General features: G+C 74.2%; 16 protein-coding genes and 1 tRNA gene. 3 read left to right on the top strand and 14 right to left on the bottom strand.

Annotated features, from left to right (window positions below):
• Positions 1 to 6 precede the first annotated feature (6 nt).
• Positions 7 to 495, top strand: coding sequence for a MarR family winged helix-turn-helix transcriptional regulator (locus tag G5V58_RS00760; RefSeq protein WP_165227888.1), 489 nt, complete (start codon positions 7 to 9; stop codon positions 493 to 495).
• A gap of 14 nt (positions 496 to 509) precedes the next feature.
• Here the strand turns inward: G5V58_RS00760 and G5V58_RS00755 are convergent, their stop codons facing one another.
• The 7 genes from G5V58_RS00755 to rsmI form a co-directional block, all read right to left on the bottom strand.
• Positions 510 to 2,291 carry an ABC-F family ATP-binding cassette domain-containing protein gene (locus tag G5V58_RS00755; RefSeq protein WP_165227886.1) on the bottom strand — a complete coding sequence of 594 codons (1,782 nt, stop codon included), beginning with the start codon at positions 2,289 to 2,291 and terminating at the stop codon, positions 510 to 512.
• On the bottom strand, positions 2,284 to 3,186 hold the full coding sequence (locus G5V58_RS00750) for a 4-(cytidine 5'-diphospho)-2-C-methyl-D-erythritol kinase (RefSeq protein ID WP_230486979.1): 903 nt from the start codon (positions 3,184 to 3,186) through the stop codon (positions 2,284 to 2,286). The genes G5V58_RS00755 and G5V58_RS00750 overlap by 8 nt, the downstream gene beginning before the upstream one ends.
• The gene (gene rsmA, locus G5V58_RS00745; protein WP_196240544.1) at positions 3,183 to 4,052 is read right to left on the bottom strand and encodes a 16S rRNA (adenine(1518)-N(6)/adenine(1519)-N(6))-dimethyltransferase RsmA; all 870 of its coding nucleotides are present in this window, start codon (positions 4,050 to 4,052) and stop codon (positions 3,183 to 3,185) included. The genes G5V58_RS00750 and rsmA overlap by 4 nt, the downstream gene beginning before the upstream one ends.
• 31 nt (positions 4,053 to 4,083) lie before the next feature.
• Complete coding sequence (locus G5V58_RS26530) at positions 4,084 to 4,740, bottom strand: resuscitation-promoting factor (protein ID WP_165227884.1); 657 nt, start codon at positions 4,738 to 4,740, stop codon at positions 4,084 to 4,086.
• 85 nt (positions 4,741 to 4,825) lie between these two features.
• Positions 4,826 to 5,662 carry a TatD family hydrolase gene (locus G5V58_RS00735; protein WP_165227882.1) on the bottom strand — a complete coding sequence of 279 codons (837 nt, stop codon included), beginning with the start codon at positions 5,660 to 5,662 and terminating at the stop codon, positions 4,826 to 4,828.
• Positions 5,659 to 6,492, bottom strand: coding sequence for an alpha/beta fold hydrolase (locus tag G5V58_RS00730; RefSeq protein ID WP_165227880.1), 834 nt, complete (start codon positions 6,490 to 6,492; stop codon positions 5,659 to 5,661). The genes G5V58_RS00735 and G5V58_RS00730 overlap by 4 nt, the downstream gene beginning before the upstream one ends.
• Positions 6,489 to 7,313: a 16S rRNA (cytidine(1402)-2'-O)-methyltransferase gene (rsmI, locus tag G5V58_RS00725; protein ID WP_165227878.1), complete on the bottom strand. Its 825-nt coding sequence runs from the start codon at positions 7,311 to 7,313 to the stop codon at positions 6,489 to 6,491. The genes G5V58_RS00730 and rsmI overlap by 4 nt, the downstream gene beginning before the upstream one ends.
• 45 nt (positions 7,314 to 7,358) lie before the next feature.
• On the opposite strand from rsmI, the gene G5V58_RS00720 reads away from it, so the two are divergent.
• Positions 7,359 to 9,098, top strand: a complete 1,740-nt coding sequence (locus tag G5V58_RS00720) for a dolichyl-phosphate-mannose--protein mannosyltransferase (protein WP_165227876.1) — start codon at positions 7,359 to 7,361, stop codon at positions 9,096 to 9,098.
• Entirely contained in the window at positions 9,098 to 9,490 is a 393-nt protein-coding gene (locus G5V58_RS00715; protein ID WP_165238466.1) for a pyridoxamine 5'-phosphate oxidase family protein, read from the top strand. The genes G5V58_RS00720 and G5V58_RS00715 overlap by 1 nt, the downstream gene beginning before the upstream one ends.
• 6 nt (positions 9,491 to 9,496) lie before the next feature.
• On the opposite strand, the gene G5V58_RS00710 is transcribed toward G5V58_RS00715, so the two are convergent.
• The 7 genes from G5V58_RS00710 to G5V58_RS00680 form a co-directional block, all read right to left on the bottom strand.
• The gene (locus G5V58_RS00710; protein WP_165227874.1) at positions 9,497 to 10,363 is read right to left on the bottom strand and encodes an alpha/beta hydrolase family protein; all 867 of its coding nucleotides are present in this window, start codon (positions 10,361 to 10,363) and stop codon (positions 9,497 to 9,499) included.
• A 130-nt stretch (positions 10,364 to 10,493) separates the two neighbouring features.
• Entirely contained in the window at positions 10,494 to 10,955 is a 462-nt protein-coding gene (locus G5V58_RS00705; protein WP_165227872.1) for a response regulator, read from the bottom strand.
• The gene (locus tag G5V58_RS00700) at positions 10,952 to 11,347 is read right to left on the bottom strand and encodes a hypothetical protein (RefSeq protein ID WP_165227870.1); all 396 of its coding nucleotides are present in this window, start codon (positions 11,345 to 11,347) and stop codon (positions 10,952 to 10,954) included. The genes G5V58_RS00705 and G5V58_RS00700 overlap by 4 nt, the downstream gene beginning before the upstream one ends.
• Positions 11,348 to 11,624: 277 nt before the next feature.
• Complete coding sequence (locus G5V58_RS00695; protein WP_165227868.1) at positions 11,625 to 12,362, bottom strand: GAF and ANTAR domain-containing protein; 738 nt, start codon at positions 12,360 to 12,362, stop codon at positions 11,625 to 11,627.
• A gap of 85 nt (positions 12,363 to 12,447) precedes the next feature.
• Complete coding sequence (locus G5V58_RS00690; protein WP_165227866.1) at positions 12,448 to 13,734, bottom strand: DUF1501 domain-containing protein; 1,287 nt, start codon at positions 13,732 to 13,734, stop codon at positions 12,448 to 12,450.
• Positions 13,735 to 13,742: 8 nt separating this feature from the next.
• Entirely contained in the window at positions 13,743 to 15,515 is a 1,773-nt protein-coding gene (locus G5V58_RS00685) for a DUF1800 domain-containing protein (protein WP_165227864.1), read from the bottom strand.
• A gap of 289 nt (positions 15,516 to 15,804) precedes the next feature.
• Positions 15,805 to 15,877, bottom strand: a tRNA-Ala gene (locus G5V58_RS00680).
• Positions 15,878 to 15,880 lie beyond the last annotated feature (3 nt).

The following is a 15,880-nucleotide window of genomic DNA, read 5'->3' as shown; positions in this document are numbered from 1 at the left end:
GGTGGCGTGCGGGACGAGGTCGACGAGCTGTCCGAGGCGTGGGCGCGGGAGCGCCCCGACCTCGACCTGCGGCCGGTCGCCGTCTTCAGCCGGATCTCCCGCCTGGCCCGCCACCTCGACCTGGCCCGGCGCGAGGCGTTCACGGCGCACGCGATCGAGCCGTGGGAGTTCGACGTGCTGGCCGCGCTGCGACGGGCCGGGGAGCCGTACGAGCTGTCGCCCGGCCGGCTGCTCCGCGCCACCCTGGTGACCAGCGGGACCATGACCAACCGCATCGACCGGCTGGCCGAGCGCGGGCTGGTCGAGCGGCACCCCGACCCCGACGACCGCCGCGGCGTGATCGTCCGGCTGACCCGCGAGGGCAAGGCCGCGGTCGACGGGGCGTTCACGGCACTGGTCGAGGCCGAGGCGGTGTTCCTGGGCGAGCTGCCGCCGACCCAGCAGAGGGAGCTGGCCGGGCTGCTGCGCCAGCTGCTGGTCCCCTTCGGCAGCTAGCCGGAGGTGGGGGGCTACTCCAGGACCTCGGCCGCGTCGAGCCACTCGAGCTCGAGCGTGTCCCGCTCGGCGGCGACCTCCTGGAGCTGGGCGCCGAGGACCGTGAGCCGCTCGTAGTCCTGGCCGGCGGCCACCACCGCGGCGTTCAGCTCCGCCTCGCGGGCCGCGACCCGCTCGAGCTGGCGGTCGATGCGGGCCAGCGCCTTGCGGGCCTCGCGCTCCTCCGCCGAGCCGCGGGAGGCCTTGGCCGCCTCGGGGGCCGCCTCCGCGGCCAGCGCCCGGTCCTCGACGGCGAGCGCGGCACGGCGGCGCTCGAGGTACTCCTCGACGCCGCGCGGCAGCATCGAGACCTTGCCGTCGTCGAGCAGCGCCCAGACCGAGTCGACGGTGCGCTCGAGGAAGTACCGGTCGTGGCTGACCACGACGAGCGTCCCCGGCCAGCCGTCGAGGAAGTCCTCGAGCACCGTGAGCGTCTCGATGTCGAGGTCGTTGGTGGGCTCGTCGAGGAGCAGCACGTTGGGTTCGGTGAGCAGCAGGCGGAGCAGCTGGAAGCGGCGACGCTCGCCACCGGAGAGGTCGCCGATGCGCGCGGTGAGCCGGTCGCCGGTGAACCCGAACCGCTCCAGCATCGAGGTCGCGGTGATCTCGCCGTCCGCGGTGCGCGTGACCCGCCGGATCGACTCGACCGTCTCGAGCACCCGGCCGGTGGGGTCGAGGTCGTCGAGCTGCTGGGTCAGGTGCGCCAGTGCGACCGTGCGCCCCTGGCGGACCCGACCGGCCGACGGGGTGAGCTCGCCGGCGACCAGGTTGAGCACCGACGTCTTGCCCGCGCCGTTCACGCCGACCAGACCGACCCGGTCGCCGGGACCGAGCCGCCAGGTCGCGTGCGACAGCAGCACCCGCTCCCCGCGGCGCAGGTCCACGTCCTCCAGGTCGATGACGTCCTTGCCCAGCCGCTGCGTGGCGAAGCGCTGGAGCTCGAAGCGGTTGCGCGGCTCGGGCACGTCCTCGATGAGCTGGTTGGCCGCGTCGATGCGGAACTTCGGCTTCGAGGTCCGCGCCGGCGGCCCGCGGCGCAGCCAGGCCAACTCCTTGCGGACCAGGTTGCGCCGGCGCACCTCGGTGGCCGCGGCCTGGCGCTGGCGCTCGGCCTGGGCCAGGACGTACGACGCGTAGCCGCCCTCGTAGACGTCGACGGCGCCGTCGTGGACCTCCCAGGTCCACTGGCTCACCTCGTCGAGGAACCACCGGTCGTGGGTGACGACGACGAGCGCCGACGTGCGCCGGGTGAGGTGGTCGGCCAGCCAGGCGACGGCCTCGACGTCGAGGTGGTTGGTGGGCTCGTCCAGCACCACGAGGTCGTGGTCGTCGAGCAGCAGGGCGGCCAGGGAGCAGCGCCGCCGCTCGCCGCCGGAGAGCCCGGCGATCGCGCGGTCCAGCGATACCCCGGCCAGCAGCACCTCGACCACCTCGCGGGTCCGCGCGTCGGCCGCCCACTCGTGGTCCTCGCGGCCGCCGAGCACGGCCTCGCGCACGGTGTGGGTGTCCACCAGGTCGTCGCCCTGGCGCAGGTAGCCGACCAGCAGCCCGCGCTGGCGCGACACCCGGCCCTCGTCGGGCTCCTCGAGTCCGGTCATCACGTTGAGCAGCGTGGTCTTGCCGTCGCCGTTGCGCCCGACGACGCCGATCCGCTCGCCCGCGCCGACGCCGAGCGAGACGTCGGCGAGGAGCGGGCGGACGCCGAAGGCCTTGGAGACCCGCTCCAGGTTGAGCAGGTTGGTGCGGCCGTCAGCCATAGGTCACCACGTGTGCGCCGGCCACCGGGCCGTGGGTGACCAGGACGACCTCGTGCCGCGCGGCGAGCGCCCCCGCCACCTCGCGGGCGGCGTCCGCGCTCTCGGCCAGGAACAGGCAGGTCGGACCCGAGCCGGAGAGCATCCCGCGCAGCGCGCCGGCCTCCTCGCCCTCCTCGAGCACGTCCGCGAGGTCGGGACGCAGGTCGAGGGCCGGGCCCTCGAGGTCGTTGTGGAGCGCCCCGGCGAGCACCTCCGGGTCGCCGGACTCCAGCGCCTGCAGCAGCGTGCCGGCCCCTGCCGGCTCGTCGGGGGCATCCGGGGCCAGCTCGTCGAAGCGGCGGTAGACCGCCGGCGTGGACAGCCCCTCGGTCGACGGCACGACCACCCACCACCAGGTCGCGGGGTCGGGCACCGGCTCCACGAGCTCGCCGCGTCCGGTGCCGAGGGCTGTGCCGCCGAGGAGCGCGAACGGCACGTCACTGCCCAGCTCGGCCGCCAGCCGCAGCAGGTCGTCGTCGGGGGTCTGCAGCTCCCACAGCCGGTCCAGCGCCACCAGGGCGGCCGCGGCGTCGGCCGAGCCGCCGGCCATGCCGCCAGCGACCGGGATGGCCTTGGCCACCGAGACGCCGGCGTGCGCCTCGACCCCGTGGTGGGCGGCCAGCAGGCGCGCGGCGCGGTCCACGATGTTGGCGCCGGTGACGGGTACGGCGTCCGCGTCGATCCACTCCGGGACGCTCACGCCCAGCGTCCAGCCGGGCGAGGGCTCGACAGTGACGTCGTCGTAGAGGCCGACGGCCTGGTAGACGGTGACCAGCGGGTGGAAGCCGTCCGGCCGCGGAGCCCCCACGCCGAGGTGGAGGTTGATCTTGGCCGGCGCGCGCACGGTGAGGCTCACGCGAACGTCTCCCGGGGCAGCGACTCCGCGATCCGGGCGAACGCCGTCACGTCGAGCACCTCGCCGCGCGCGGTGGGGTCGACGCCGGCCGCCCGCAGCGCGGTCTCGGCCGCCGCGCCGGAGCCGGCCAGTCCGCTCAGGGCCGAGCGCAGCTGCTTGCGGCGCTGCGCGAAGGCGGCGTCCACGACCGCGAAGACCTGCTCGCGCGTCGCGGTGGTGGCCGGTGGCTCGCGCCGGGCCCAGGCCACGAGCCCGGAGTCGACGTTGGGCGCCGGCCAGAACACGTTGCGCCCGACCGCGCCGGCCCGGCGCACGTCGGCGTACCAGGCGGCCTTGACCGACGGCACGCCGTAGGTCCGCGAGCCGGGCGGGGCGGCCAGCCGGTCGGCCACTTCGGCCTGGACCATGACCAGCCCGCGCTCCAGCGACGGCAGGACGCTCAGCAGGTGCAGCAGCACCGGCACCGAGACGTTGTAGGGCAGGTTGGCGACCAGGGCGGTCGGCGGCGGCCCCGGTACGCCGGGCACGCGGAGCGCGTCGGCGTGCACGACCTCGAGCGCGTCGGCCCGGGAGGGCGCCAGCTCGGCGACGGTCTGGGCCAGGCGCGGTGCGAGCAGGTCGTCGACCTCGATCGCCACCACGCGGGCGGCCACCTCGAGCAGGGCGAGGGTCAGCGAACCGAGTCCGGGGCCGACCTCGACGACGACGTCGTCGGGGCCGACCCCGGACTCACGGACGATGCGACGCACGGTGTTGGCGTCGATGACGAAGTTCTGGCCCCGCTGCTTGGTCGGGCGGAGGTCGAGCTCGGCGGCGAGCCGACGGACGTCGGCGGCCCCGAGCAGACGCACCTCCGCCTCGACCACAGCGGTCAGGCTAGTTGCGACTACCTGGGCCTCAGCGCGGGAGGCCGAGACGGGCGGCGCAGGCCGGCCACGCGCCGTACCCACCCGAGGCGTTGCGCAGGCGGGTGGCGACGGCGATCTGGGTCTCGCGGCTGTGGTCGCTGGGCAGCCCGGTGCCGCCGTAGGAGTGCCACGTGCCGAGGTTGAACTGCAGGCCGCCGTAGTAGCCGTTGCCGGTGTTGATGTGCCAGTTGCCGCCGGACTCGCACTGCGCGAGCCGGTCCCACACGCCGAACGGCTCGTTGGTGCCGACCTTGACGATCTTGGGGCGCGGCTTGCGCAGGACGTCCTTGGCCACGACGGTCTTCCTGACCACGTGGCCGTTCTCCAGGCGGAAGCGGTAGGTCACGTCCCGGACGCCCGGACGACCCGGGCGGACCACCTCGGTCTGACCCACGTTCATCGCGTCGGTCTCGCGCTCGACGACCGGCGCGGCGTACTTCTCGCGCTCGACGGTCTTGGTCACGACCCTCACGTTGACGTAGCCCGTCTTCTCGACCGCACCCGGCTGGTCGGCCCGGGCCGGGGTCGCGTCGGCCGTGCCGGCGGAGGCGGTCAGGAGGCCCGCCGCGAGCGCGCCCGTGGCGGCTGCGACGGCCGCCGCGCGACGGCGTCCGGAGGTCGTGCTGTGCGTTCCATGGCTGTGCATGGGGCACGAATACACCAGCGGTTCGGTACGGAATGCAAACCGCCGACCCCTGTTGTGATGAGGCTCATGCGGGTGGCACGGGGTCTCACCAGGGCCCGCCGAAGGCCGCCTCGGTGGTGGCGTCGATGGCCGCGCAGAGCGGCTCCAGCTCCTGTCCGCGCAGGTCAGCCAGGGTGCGGACGGTGAGCGGGACGAGGTAGGAGGCGTTGGTCCGGCCGCGGTACGGCGTGGGCGTGAGGTAGGGCGCGTCGGTCTCCACCAGGATCCGGTCGAGCGGTGCGATCCGGGCCGCCTCCCGGACCCCGGCGGCGTTCTTGAAGGTGACGGTCCCGGCGAAGCTGAGGTGGGCGCCGCGGTCCAGGCAGGCGCGCGCGAAGGCCGCGTCGCCGGAGAAGCAGTGCATCACCCACCGCTCGGGCGCGCCCTCCTCGTCGATGATCCGCAGCACGTCGTCGTGGGCGTCGCGGTCGTGGATGACCAGCGTCTTGTCCAGCCGCTTGGCCAGGTCGACGTGCCAGCGGAACGCGCGCTCCTGGACCGCCCGGCCGTCCTCGCCGGTGCGGAAGGTGTCGAGCCCCGTCTCCCCCACCGCCCGCACCCGGTCGTGGGCCTGCGCGAGCGCCTCGATCTCGGCCAGTGCGGCGTCCAGGCCGCCCTCCTCGGCCAGCCGCGGCACCTCGTTGGGGTGCAGGGCGACGCCGGCCACGAGCGCGTCGTGGGTGGCGGCCGCCTCCACCGCCCAGCGTGCGCCGGGCAGGTCGCAGCCGATCTGCACGATGCGGGGCACGCCGACCGCGGCCGCCGCGGCCAGGGCCTCCTCGACCGGCAGCGCCGGCTCGTCACCGCGGGCGACGTCGAGGTGGCAGTGGTTGTCGACGACCGGGTGCGGCAGCGGCTCCGGGGCCGGGGGCCGGTCGCTCACGACGCGATCCGCTCGAGGACGGCCGTGGCCAGGGCCTCGGGCGCCTGGGTCGGGATCCAGTGGCTCACACCCGCGAGCTCGACGAGCCGGTAGTCCGCCGCGACGTACGCCGGCGTCAGCTCGACCCCGCGCCGGCCGACGAACCGGTCCCGGTCGCTCCACACCATCGTGGTCGGCACGCGCACCTTGTCCCCGCCGGTGGCGTGGCGGGCCGCGAAGGGCAGGGCGCGGTACCAGCCGATCCCGCCGCGCAGCGCGCCGCCCTCGACCATCCCGACCCGGAACCGCTCGGCGTCCTCGGCACTCATCCCGGCGCTGCGCTGGAGCCGGGCCGGGACGTCGGGCCGCGCCAGCACCCGCTCGGGCAGGTACGGGAGCTGGAAGGCGAGCATGTACCACGAGTCCAGGACCTGCCGCGAGGTCGCCACCGCGCGCACGAAGGCGCCCGGGTGGGGCACCGAGACCGCCGTCCAGGTGCGGACCAGCGCGGGGTGGCGCTGCGCCACCGACCAGCCCACCGCCGAGCCCCAGTCGTGCCCCACCAGGTGCACCGGACGGCCGAGGCGCTCGATGAGCGCCACGACATCGCCCACCAGCCGGTCCACGGTGTAGTCGTGGCGCCGCGGCGGACGCGCGCCCGGTGAGTAGCCCCGCTGGTCCGGCGCGAGGGTGCGCAGCCCGGCCTCGTGCAGCAGCGGCTCGACCTTGCGCCAGGCCTCGGCCCGCTCCGGGAAGCCGTGCAGCAGCACCACCGGGTCGCCGTCCGCCGGGCCGCGGTCGCGGACGTCGAAGGTCAGCCCGTCGTGGTCGTACGTCGGCACGCGGGTCATGCGGTGTGCACCAGGGCGTAGACGTGCCGCTTGGGCACCCCGGCCTGCTTGGCCACCTGCACGATCGCCTCCTTGCGGCTGGTCCCCGCGGCCTCCAGGTCGGCCACGGCCGTCCGGAGGCTCTCGTCGTCCGTCGCGATCCCGGCACCCGGTGCGGCACCCGACACCACGATCGTCACCTCGCCACGCACCCCCTCGGCCGCCCAGGCCACCAGCTCACCCAGCGGTCCGCGGCGGACCTCCTCGTGGGTCTTGGTCAGCTCGCGGCACACCGCGGCCGCCCGGTCCTCGCCCCAGGCCTGTGCCATCGCGGCCAGCGCGGCCTCGGTGCGGTGCGGGGCCTCGAAGAAGACCAGGGTCCGCTCCTCGGCCGCGAGGGCGTCGAGCCGCCGGGAGCGCTCGCCGGCCTTGCGGGGCAGGAACCCCTCGAAGCAGAACCGGTCCACCGGCAGCCCGGAGACCGCCAGCGCGGTGAGCACCGCGCTCGGCCCCGGGACGCTGGTCACCTCGACGCCCGCGGCCACCGCCGCGGCCACCAGCCGGTAGCCGGGGTCGGAGACGCTCGGCATCCCCGCGTCGGTCACCAGCAGGACCCGCCGGCCGGCCTCGAGCTCCTCGAGCAGGGCCGGCGTCCGCTGGGCCTCGTTGCCCTCGAAGTACGACACCACCCGCCCGCTGAGCGTCACGCCCAGCTCGGAGGTCAGCCGCTTCAGCCGCCGGGTGTCCTCCGCGGCGACCACGTCGGCCTCGGCCAGCTCGCGCGCGAGCCGGGGCGAGGCGTCCTCGACCCGCCCGATCGGCGTACCCGCGAGGACCAGCATGTGGCCCAGCATCCCAGGCGGCCTGCCCACGTAGCATTCCCGCTCGTGACCACCACGCCGACGCGCCCCGTGGCGGGGCTGTCGGAGGACGCGCACGGCGACCGCGTCCCCACGGCGTGGGAGCGGGCCCGGCGGCGGGTGGACCTCGAGGACCCGGTGGTCAGCTGGGCCGCCAGCCTGGGCGTCACGCTCATCGCACTGTTCCTGCGGCTGTGGAAGCTCGGCACGCCCAAGGTCTTCGAGTTCGACGAGACCTACTACGCCAAGGACGCGTGGTCGCTGCTGCACCACGGGTACGCGCAGGGCTACGTCGACGGCGCGAACGACAAGATCCTGGACGGTACGACGACCGGGCTGTGGACCGGCGACCCGTCGATGGTCGTGCACCCCGAGGTCGGCAAGTGGCTGATCGCGCTGGGCGAGTGGGCCTTCGGCATGGACCCGTTCGGCTGGCGCATCGCGTCGGCCGTGGTCGGCTCACTCATGGTCCTGGTCATGTGCCGGCTGGTCCGGCGGATGACCGGCTCGACCGCGCTGGGGCTCATCGGCGGCGCGCTGCTGAGCCTGGACGGGCTGCAGTTCGTGCTGTCGCGACTGGCGCTGCTCGACATCTTCCTGGCCTTCTTCATCCTGCTGGCCGTGCACTGCCTGGTCGCCGACCGCGACTGGTACCGCGCCAAGATGGCGCGGCTCGTGCCCGAGCAGATCGTCGACGGCGGCGCCTACGGCCCGGTCCGCGGCCTGCTGTTCCGGCCGTGGCTGCTGGCCAGCGGCGTGTGCTGGGGCCTCGCGATCGGCACCAAGTGGACCGCGGTCTACCCGCTCGCGGCGTTCGGCGTCATGGTCTGGCTGTGGAGCGCCGGCTCCCGGCGCTCCTTCGGCGTGCGGTGGGCCACGCTGCGCTCGGTGGTCGTGGACGGCGTACCGGCGTTCGTGCACCTGGTCCTGGTCGGCGTGGTCGTCTACACGGCGACGTGGACCGGCTGGCTGGTGCACGCGCACGACTACGAGCGGACGCTCTCCTCGACGCAGTACACCCAGTTCATCAAGGAGCAGCCCTGCAAGGTCGTCACCCAGGACGACGGCACCACCGAGACGCAGGAGGCCAACCTCGACAACAGCGGGGCGCGCTGGCCGACGGCGACCGAGAAGGACGCGCACGGCGTCGGCGAGCTGTGGCAGTCGCTGCGCTCGCTCTGGTACTACCACCAGGACGTCTACACCTTCCACACGCACTTCCTGAACTGCAGCTCGCACCCCTACCAGTCCAAGCCGTCGGGGTGGCTGTTCCTCGACCGTCCGGTGGGCGTGGCGGCCGAGAACGGCATCAAGCCCGGCACCCAGGGGTGCCAGGCGCCCGCGGACAGCACCTGCCTGCGCCAGGTCCTGCTCATCGGCACGCCGACGATCTGGTGGGGCGGCATCCTCGCGCTCGTCTACGCGGTGCTCATGTGGGTCGGCGGGCGCGACTGGCGCTTCGGGGTGGCGGTGGTCGGCACGGCGTCGACCTGGCTGCCGTGGCTGCAGTACGACACCCGGCCGATCTTCTTGTTCTACGCCGTCGCGATCCTGCCGTTCGTGGTCCTCGCGCTGACCCTGACCGCCGGCAAGCTGCTCGGGCGCTCGCGCGCGCCCTCGCCCCGGCGTACGGCGGGCACGGTGGCGGTCGGGGTGTTCCTGGTCTTCACGGTGCTGAACTTCGCGTGGTTCTGGCCGATCTTCACCAACGAGCTGCTGACCCGGTCGGAGTGGCTCGACCGGATCTGGTTCCACCGGTGGATCTGATGGGCCTCCCCGACCTCTCCGCCGCGCTGGCGGCCTTCTGGACCGAGCGACACCTGTGCACGTTGACCACGCTGCGCCGCGACGGCTCTCCGCACGTCGTGCCGGTCGGGGTCGCGCTCGATCCCGACGAGGGCTGCGCCTGGGTCATCACCGGCGGCGGCTCGGTCAAGGTGCGCCACCTGGCCACGCCCGGCCCGGTCGCCGCCTGCCAGGTCGACGGCGCCCGCTGGTCCACGATCGAGGGCACCGCCGAGGTGCGCCGCGACGAGGCGTCGGTGGCCCGCGCCGTCGAGCGGTACGCCGCGCGCTACCGCCAGCCCCGGGTCAACCCGGAGCGCGTCGCGCTGCGCATCGAGGTCACGCGGTTCCTGGCCTCGCGCTCGCTGCTCTAGGAGCGGCTACTCCGCGGCGTTGGCGTTGGCGGTGTCGCCGCCGGTGGCCTCGCCCGGCTCGTCCTCGCACGAGGCGGCGAAGGAGAGCAGGTCGTCGACGTCGAAGTGCGACGGGTCGTCGTGGGTGCCGTGGACGGTGAGGATGCTGACGTCGGCGCCGCGGGCCTGGAGGCCGGCGGCGAGCTTGCCGGTGTTCTCCGACTCGCGCACCCAGGTGTCCTCCGGCGAGGTCACCATCCGGTAGCGAGTGGAGGTGGGCAGCTCGCCGATGGTGTTGACCGGGTTGCGGTCGGGAGGCACCTCGCCGCCGAACGCCTCGCTGATGATCCGCGGGCCGCCGGGGACGTTCTGCATCTTGGTCAGGTCGACGGCCGGCTTCACGCCGTACCAGCACGGCGGGACCAGGTCGGCGTGGGTCATGGCGTTGAGCGAGACGGTGCCGCCCATCGAGCCGGAGACGTAGAGCCGGATCGGGACGCCGTCGGTCTGCTCCTCGGCCCAGGCGATGAGGTTGGTGGTGTCGTCGGTCGACGCCTCGTTGCCCCAGGAGTCGGTGTGGAAGTCGGAGGAGGCCACGATCCAGCCGTCGCGGACCAGCGCCTGGAGCCAGGGCTCGTCCATCCGGTTGTCCACACCGCCGTTCTGGCCGTGGAAGTAGATCGCGATGCCCTTGGGGTCGTTGGTCGGCGGCATCGAGAGCCGCACGTCCTGCGCCTTGAGCCGGCCGTAGACGACCGAGCCGGTCGGCGGCTCCGCGGTCGCCGTGGCCGTGGCCAGCACGAACAGCACGGCGAGCACCAGCGCGAGTGGTCGGAACCTGACCAGCCGTCCCAGCACCGGGTGCGAGCGCACGCGGTCCAGCACCTCGGCCACCGGCCCTCCTCCGTCGGTCGCGGTCGCGGACGTCGTCCGCCCTGATGCTCACACAACGAGGGACCGGCGGTCCAAGTCACGCTCCAGATACCCGTTGAGGAGGTGGCTCAGACCACGTCCGACCGCGGTCCTAGACCACGCCTTCCAGCGCGATCTCCAGACCGGGACGCGGGTCGAGCAGCTGGCGCAGCTGGGCCAGGATCCCCGACAGCGACGAGCCCTTGCGGATGACGCCCAACGCGCCGGCGTCGAGAGCGGCGTCCAGCTGCGCGCTGCTGGTGACGCCGGTGAGCATCACCACCTGGGCGGCGGGCTGGTGGGCGCGGATCAGGCCGAGGGCCTCGAGACCGCCCATGCCGGGCATGTCGAGGTCGAGCAGCACCACGTCGGGGGCGTGGTCCATGACCAGCTCCACGCCGCTCTGCCCGTCGCCGGCCTCGCCGAGGACCACGAAGTCCCCGGTGCGCTCCAGCGCGCGGCGCACCAGCCAGCGGATGTCGGGGGCGTCGTCGATCAGCACGGCGGACGTCGTCGAGCGGTTCCAGAACGCCGGCACGTCGTCGGGCAGCGAGTGGGGCAGCACGGGGATCACGCGACGACCTCCTGCTCGTCCACCAGGGGTACGGCGGCCACGGGCGGCCCGGCGGGGCCGGCGCCCGCGAGGGGCTCCCGGGGCCCCTCGAGCGCGGGCAGCACGGTCGTGAGGTCGAGGCCGAGGCGCGCCAGGATGGCGTCCAGGCGCCCGGCCACCTCGTCGGCGGAGCCGGCGGCCAGCTGGGCGATCTCGTCGACCGACCACCCGTGGAAGACGCGCAGGTCGACCAGCAGCCGGTCGGCCGGGGGGACGTCGCCCAGCGCGGCGCGCACGGCGAGCCGGGCCTCGGCGGCCGCGGCGGCCTCCGGGCTGCCGGGGGCGGCCGCGGTGAGCAGCAGCCCGGCCAGGGAGACGGCGTGGCGCGGGGCGGCGGCAGGGGGCGCCGCCACGGCGTGCAGGACGGGGGGGCCGGGGTGGGGCGATCGACCACGAGGCACGCGTCACGCGGCCGCGGACGCTGAAGCGGGAGGTGGGGCGGGAGGGAGGGGGCACGTCGAGCACCGCTTCCTGGGACACCGACCCGGGGCACCGGGCGGCTACGGAAGCCTGTCGACTCTTACGCCAGACCTTCGAGATCGAGGGCCGACGCTGTCTGGGCCGGCTCCCTCACGGTGGAGCGTACCCCTGAAGAGCGCTCTTGTCGCCCGTGGTGCCCGGTCGGCCGGCTCAGAGCCCGGACGGACGCCCGCCCTGGACCAGCTCGATGGCCAGGTCGTAGACCTTGCGCCCGGACTCCTGGGAGACCCGCCGCAGCACCTCGAAGGCCTGGTGGGGATCGACCTGGTAGCGCTCCATGAGGATGCCGGTGGCCTGGCCGATCATGGTGCGGCGCACCAGGCCGAACTGGACGGCCTCGTGGTTGCTGATCGCGCCGAGCGCGACCGCGGCGTGGGCGGCGATGCCGATGACCTCGTCGGCGTCGTCGGCGACGAAGGCGTGCGGCTGGGTCGCGAAGAGCTGCAGGACGCCGAGCTCGTGGTCCTCGTGGGTGTAGAGCTGCACGCACAGCACGCTGCGCACGCCCAGCTGGTCGACGACCGCGCTGCCCCAGGAGGGCCAGCTGCCGTCGTGGGGCAGGTCGCGGGCCCAGACGACCGAGGAGTTCCAGGCGCTGTCCACGCACGGGCCCTCGCCGAACTGGGTCTGCAGCTGGTCGGCCTGCTCGGCCAGCCCTGCCCCGAGCGACGCGCGGGTCTCCACGGTCCCGTCCTGGTGGGCCAGGCTGATGGCGACGTCGTCGCAGCTCTTGACCATCTCGGCGGTGGCCTGGACGACGTACTGCAGGGTGAGCATCGAGGTGCGCTGCGAGCGGAGGTTGCGGGCCAGGTCGGCCATCCGGTCGCCGTAGTCGGCGGCCACACCGCGCTGGTCCTCCATGCGCCTGTGCCCCGTCTCTTCAGCCATCCCGAAACCCTTCGACCGCCTGGTGCGGGTCCAGGATATCGAGACGGCGGCGCCGAGACGAGGTCCTCTCGTAGATCGGCGCAGGTCAGCCGGGTTGCACGACACCCACGGAGGTCGGGGAGAAGCCCGGGAACACGGCGGCCGACGACGCCCCGAAGCGCTGGGTCACGACCTCCGCGAGCACGCTGCGGTAGTCGGTGGTCACCAGCAGGTCCGCGTCGACGGTGTTCTGCAGGCCGGGCCAGGTGCCGTAGTAGCGACCGCCCCTGACGCCCGCGCCGAGCAGGAACATGACGTTGCCGTAGCCGTGGTCGAGGCCCTGGCTGGCGTTCTCCTTGACCCGGCGCCCGAACTCGCTGACGGTCACGATCGTCACCTTGCTGGCCAGCGTGCCGAGGTCGGTGAGGAACGCCGCGAGGCAGGCCGCGAACTCGTCGGCCATGGTGCGCAGGTTGCCGCTGTCCGGGCTGCCGATCCAGGTGTGGTGGTCCCACGAGCCGTGGTCGACGGTGATGATCTCGGCGCCCACGTCGGCGCGGATGGTGCGGGCCGCGGCGGCGAGCGCGGCGCCGAGGTCGGAGTAGCGCGGGTAGGTCGCGCCGCCGGCCGGGGTCGGCGACGAGCCGCGGACGGGCGCGAAGTCGTCCACGACGGCGAAGGCGTTGCGCGCGCCGGCGCCGAGCGGGCCGGGGACACCGGTCCAGAGCCGGTTGAGCGAGGAGCGGCGCTTGGCCTCGGACCCGGCGTCCCAGTAGCCCGACAGGCTCACCGAGTCGACGTCATCGGCGACCAGGACCGGCTCCGGGCCGGCCAGTGCGGTGACCGGCACACCGCCGCCGAACTGGATGGCCTCGATCGGCGACCCCGTGCCGTTGCGGCCCACCAGCCGGTTGAGCCAGCCCACCCGCGCCGAGGAGCCGGGGTCGGCGTCCTCGAGCTCCTCCATGGCCGAGAAGTGCGAGCGGTTGGGCGCGGGCAGCCCGGTGGCGTGCACGGCGGCCATCTGCCCGGCGGTCCACCACGGCATGAGCGGCGCGAGGGCGGGGTGCAGGCCGAAGAACGAGTCCGCCCCGAGCAGCCGGTCCTTGGGCACCGCGATGCCCGGCCGGGCCAGGTAGTACGTCGGGTCGCCGTGCGGCACGACGAGGCTGAGGCCGTCGCAGGCCCCGCGCATGGACAGCACGACCAGCACCCGGTCGACCGGCGCTGCGGCGTACGCCGTCTCGGTGAAGGCCGTGCCGTGGACCGCGGTGACGGCGGCGGCGCCGCCGAGCGCGCCGACGCCGCGCAGGAAGCCGCGCCGGGTGGCGCCGGAGGCGCGGGCGAACTCCTCGCAGCAGCTGTGCCCCTCGGTCGGGGTCGGGATCTCCATGGGCACTCTCACCGGGTCATGTGCTCGGGGTTGTCGAGCACCGTGGTCAACAGGGTGGGCATGTTCCACTTCACGAGGTCGCTCTTCAGCGAGATCTTGGTGCTCGCGCTCAACCCTGTGGCCAGGCCGCAGGCCTCCTGCAGGCGGGCCGAGGCGGACCGGGACAGCAGCTGGCGCGACAGGTGCTCGACCAGGGCGTCGAAGCGCATGGTGTCGGTGCCGCTGAGCGGCACCCACGAGGCCAGCGGGCGGTAGGTCAGGCTGCCCTTGGGCCACCAGCCGCCGCACATCGAGTAGTGGCTGTCGAAGGACGCCAGCACCCGGGACACCGACGACCACGCGGCGCCGTCCTGCGGCTGGCCGTCGGGGCGGGCCCAGTCGAACGGCGCCTGGCCCAGGGCCACGGTCTGCCAGAGGATCGCGTTGGCGGCGGCGTCGTCGGTGCCCGGAGCGCTCGGCTGGACGGCCAGCGCGCGCCAGGTCGCGACGATGTCGTCGCTCGGGGTGCGGACCTTGAGCCCGGCGGAGCCGCGGAACTCCTCGCTCTCCAGCAGCGCGCGCAGCACCGGGACGATCGCGGTCTGTGCCTGCTGGTAGACGTCGGCCAGGTGCTGCACCAGGGCCGGCGACGGGTCGTCGGAGACGAAGCGGACGGCGAGCTTGCGGGCCAGCCGCTCCGCCGTACCGCGGTGGTGGGCGAGGTAGCGCAGGTAGGCCTCGGTGACCGGGCGACCGTCGGCCGCGGCGTTCTGGTCGCTGAACCCCATGACCGTCACCGGACCCGTCCAGTGCGAGGCCGGGTCGTAGTAGACCCGCCACGTGCTCCACGTCGTCACGCGGTAGCCGGTGAGGATCCGGGCGGACGCCTTGACGTCGTCCTCGGTGTAGTGGCCGCGGCCCACGGTGTGCAGCTCGAGGAGCTCGCGGCCGAGGTTCTCGTTGGGCGCCTTCTTGGTCGAGGTGGCGTTGTCGAGGCTGATGCCCATGGCCGGGTGGGTGGTGGTCGCCACGAGCATGTCGTCGAAGCGGCCCAGCGCGTGCGCTCGGATGGTGCGGCCGTAGTCGACGCGGAAGCCGAAGACGCCGTCGTCGTGCACCGGCACGTGCAGGTGGTCCTCGAAGAGCTCGGTGACCGCCTCGAAGAGCTGGCGTCGGGAGGTGATCCGGCGCAGCAGGCACCAGCGCTGGTAGTCCGACATGGCCTCCCACGCCGCACCGTTGCGCGCCTGCTCCTCGGCCCACATCCGGGGCGCGTCCCACGACAGCGCCGGCCACCAGCCCTCGAGGGCGTCGCCGGCGGGGTCCGGCAGGGCGGCCGGCTGGAGCTGGGCGTCGATCCAGGCCTGCAGCGAGGGGTACGCCGCCATCTCGGCCACCAGGGCCGGCGTGACGCCGTAGGTGAACCGGCTGCCGACGTGCAGCGCGAGCGCGGTCGGCAGGCCGTCGACGACCGCCGGCCCGTCGTAGGAGCCGGGGACCTGGGGCGGGGGCGGCGTGCCCGGGTCGTCCGGGCCCTTGGGGTCCTTGCCGCCGTCGTCCTTGGGCGGCTTGTGCTTGCGGTGCTTGCAGGTGGTCGCGTGCCAGCAGGTGTGCTTCTTGTGCACCTTGCAGCGGTGCCACTTGCGCGGCGCCTTCTTGGCCTCGGCAGCCTGGGCCACGCCGCCGGCGAGCGCGGGCGCGACGGCCAGCGCGGCGAGGCCGCCGGCCAGGGCGCGGCCGACGGCGCGGCGACTCTGCTGCTCCTGCGTGGGGGCAGGCGGCAGCGTCGAGAGAGGTGTCATGGGGGTTCACGCTCTGTCGGGTGGTGGTGCGGGCGGGGGTGGGTGCGCACGCCCGGACGGTCAGGGGTGCCGCGCCCCCGGCCGGAGGGGGGTCGGCCGGGGTCGTCGGCATCGCCGAGCGCTTGCCGGACCAGGTTGGCAGCAGCAGTGCGGCGCGCGGGGCGGAACGAGCGATCCGGTCCCGCACGGCCCCGAACTGGGCCGATCGGAGGAGTGCTGGTCTGAACCGGCGAGCGGATCGGAGAGAGCAGAAGGGCCGCGCGGTGCGCGGCCCTCAGGTCGAGATGGGTGGAGCTGAGGGGACTCGAACCCCTGACCCCCTCGTTGCGAACGAGATGCGCTACCAGCTGCGCCACAGCCCCAGG

The sequence above is a fragment of the Nocardioides anomalus genome, from assembly GCF_011046535.1.
Classification (GTDB): Bacteria; Actinomycetota; Actinomycetes; order Propionibacteriales; family Nocardioidaceae; genus Nocardioides; species Nocardioides anomalus.
The sequence above is the reverse complement of the archived record's forward strand: the minus strand, read 5'-3'. Positions and strand labels throughout refer to the sequence as shown.